Below are 2,931 nucleotides of genomic sequence, written 5' to 3'. Positions count from 1 at the left end.
CGTCTGACCTTTCAAACGTTGTTACTGCCATATTGTGACAGGCCTAATGATCCTGTTCGTCAGGTTATTCACGCGACCGCATCACAATTGGCTGTTTCCCCCAACCATATCTGAAAGAATATGGCCGTGATCGGCCCTGTTTTGCAAGAGACTGTCGTGAAAAATTGTATGTTAAATAAATGAAAATGCAGCCAAAGGCTGGATTTTTGGGGCTCCGAGCATTCAAATGCCTTTATTAGAAACCGCTGTATGCCTTCGATCCTGCGATCAAACGTATAGTATTGAATTGCCTGCATCTATCGATGGCCAGGTTTGGTAAAAAGCAGACCCCGGAGTGCCAGATTGGCGACTTGCCGACAAGGTTTGATCAACCGGATCAATCCAGAACAAACTGGTCACGTGCCGCGCGTACGATTCGCGAAATATGATCAGCAACGGCGGCAACAGTTCGTGTGTCCTTGGTATCGGGATGAAGCAGCATCCAGTAGTTCCGGATAAAATGGATATCGGGTAACAGCCGAACCAGTTCCGGCATATTGCGTGCGGCATAATCATGCAAAATGCCAATGCCATGCCCGTTGCGCACCGCTTCCATCTGGGCGACCACACTGCCGCATTCAAAGCGGCGCTTCATCAGTTTGCCGAGGCGTGCGGCGTAATCAAGCGCGCGGCTGTAAATCAGGTCTTCGATATGGGTGACGAACAACCGGTCGGTCAGATCGCGTTCCGACCGGATCGCGCCATATTGTGTGATGTAGCTTTGGGATGCATAGACGCTGAGCGAGTAGTCGGTCAGTTTTTTGATCACCAGCCGCCCCTGTTTGGGGCGGTCAAGGGTGATGGCGATATCGGCCTCGCGTTGTGATAACGAGAAGGTGCGCGGCAGCGGCACAAGCTGGATCACCAGATCGGGATGCTGGGCGGCAAAGCCAGCCAGTTCGCGCGCCAGAAAATAGTTGCCAAGCCCGTCGGGTACGCCGACACGTACGGTCCCGACGATGCCTTCTGCCCGGTTGGGGAAGGCGGTGCCGACTTTAAGGAAGGCGGATTCTGCGGCCTCTGCCGCACCCATTAGCGCCTTTCCGGCCTCGGTCAGTTCCGATCCGGTAGTGCGCCGTTCGACAAGCTTGGTGCCAAGTTCCTGTTCCAGCGCGGTCAATTGTCGACCGACTGTGGCGTGGTTCAGGCCAAGCTGACGGGCAGCCGACAGGATTTGTCCTTGTCTGGCAACAGCAAGGAATATGCGAATGCGGTCCCAATCCATGATTAGTCGACTTTAAAAATTGCACATCGAATTTGCAATAATGATAATTGATGTGCATCCATATGCATATCCATAATCGGCATACTTTGCGGGCAGTTTTTTTATGACCCGCAACAAAAGATCATCAGATTATCGGGAGAAGCCGAATGTCCAGCCAGATCACCCATTACATCAACGGCAAACGTGTTGCCGGCAAATCGGGCCGCAGTGCTGCCGTGTTCAACCCGGCCACCGGTCAGCAGAGTGCGACGGTTGACCTTGCATCCAAGGCCGAGGTTCGGACGGCTGTTGAAAGCGCACGTGCGGTGGCCGCCGAATGGGCCAATACCACGCCGCTGCGTCGTGCCCGTATCCTCAATAAATTCCTTGGCATTCTTGAAAGCCGTTCCGAAGAATTGGCCGCCGCGATCACTGCCGAGCACGGCAAGGTGCTTTCGGATGCGCTGGGCGAAGTTACCCGCGGTATCGAGGTTGTTGAGTTTGCCACTGGCGCGCCGCAGCTTTTGAAGGGCGAGTTTACCGAGAATGTCGGCACCAAGGTTGATAGCCATTCGGTGCGCCAGCCGCTTGGCATTGTTGCGGGTATTACGCCTTTCAACTTCCCGGCGATGGTGCCGATGTGGATGTTCCCGGTCGCGCTTGCCTGCGGCAACTGTTTTATTCTCAAACCGTCGGAACGCGATCCGTCGGCGTCGCTTCTGCTCGCCGAATGGCTGAGCGAGGCAGGTCTTCCCGATGGCGTGTTCAACGTTGTTCAGGGCGACAAAGAAGCGGTTGATGCGTTGCTGTTTGACCCGGATGTGAGCGCGATCAGCTTTGTCGGGTCGACCCCGATTGCGAAATATATCTATGAAACCGCGACCGCGCAGGGCAAACGTTGCCAGGCGCTGGGTGGTGCGAAAAACCACATGATCGTGATGCCGGATGCCGATATGGATCAGGCGGTGGATGCCTTGATGGGAGCGGCATATGGATCGGCTGGCGAACGGTGCATGGCGATTTCGGTTGCGGTGCCGGTCGGCAAGGCGACGGCGGATGCGCTGGTCGAAAAGCTTGTCCCGCGCATTAACGAGCTTCGCGTCGCACCAGGGACAGATCCGGCAGCCGAGATGGGCCCACTTGTCACTGCGCAGCATCGCGACAAGGTTGTCGGTTACATCAACAAGGGCGTTGAAGAAGGCGCGAAGCTGGTTGTGGACGGCCGCGACATTCGTTTGCAGGGCTATGAAGACGGCTATTTCGTTGGCGGCACCTTGTTTGATAATGTCACGCCCGACATGACGATCTATAAGGAAGAAATTTTCGGCCCGGTCCTGTCGATCGTTCGGACCGATGATTTTGAAACCGCTGCCGATCTTGTTGATAGCCATGAATATGGCAATGGTACTGCGATCTTTACCCGCGATGGCGATACGGCGCGTGAATTTGCCAACCGCACCCAGACCGGCATGGTCGGCATCAATGTGCCGATCCCGGTTCCGATGGCGTTCCATTCATTCGGCGGCTGGAAGGCATCTCTGTTTGGCGATCACCACATGCATGGCATGGAAGGTGTGCGGTTCTATACCCGCCTTAAAACCATCACCTCGCGCTGGCCGACGGGCATTCGCAAGGGTGCCGAATTCGTCATGCCGACGATGAAGTGATGCCGCTGGCAGCATAAATCC

General features: G+C 55.5%; 2 protein-coding genes. One reads left to right on the top strand and one right to left on the bottom strand.

Annotated elements, in window-relative coordinates; all coding sequences use genetic code 11:
• Positions 1-376 precede the first annotated feature (376 nt).
• On the bottom strand, positions 377-1,264 hold the full coding sequence (locus tag LG297_RS12200; protein ID WP_404420592.1) for a LysR family transcriptional regulator: 888 nt from the start codon (positions 1,262-1,264) through the stop codon (positions 377-379).
• A gap of 146 nt (positions 1,265-1,410) precedes the next feature.
• On the opposite strand from LG297_RS12200, the gene LG297_RS12195 reads away from it, so the two are divergent.
• Positions 1,411-2,910: a CoA-acylating methylmalonate-semialdehyde dehydrogenase gene (locus LG297_RS12195; RefSeq protein WP_404420590.1), complete on the top strand. Its 1,500-nt coding sequence runs from the start codon at positions 1,411-1,413 to the stop codon at positions 2,908-2,910.
• Positions 2,911-2,931 lie beyond the last annotated feature (21 nt).

Origin of the sequence: Thalassospira australica (assembly GCF_044790785.1) — a bacterium.
In the GTDB taxonomy this organism is placed as follows: domain Bacteria; phylum Pseudomonadota; class Alphaproteobacteria; order Rhodospirillales; family Thalassospiraceae; genus Thalassospira; species Thalassospira australica_A.
The sequence above is the reverse complement of the archived record's forward strand: the minus strand, read 5'-3'. Positions and strand labels throughout refer to the sequence as shown.

Bases quoted from the DNA above. Each gene is read 5' to 3' on its own strand.
- LG297_RS12200 (WP_404420592.1), bottom strand. From the start codon at position 1,264: ATGGATTGGGACCGCATTCGCATATTCCTTGCTGTTGCCAGACAAGGA.
- LG297_RS12195 (WP_404420590.1), top strand. From the start codon at position 1,411: ATGTCCAGCCAGATCACCCATTACATCAACGGCAAACGTGTTGCCGGC.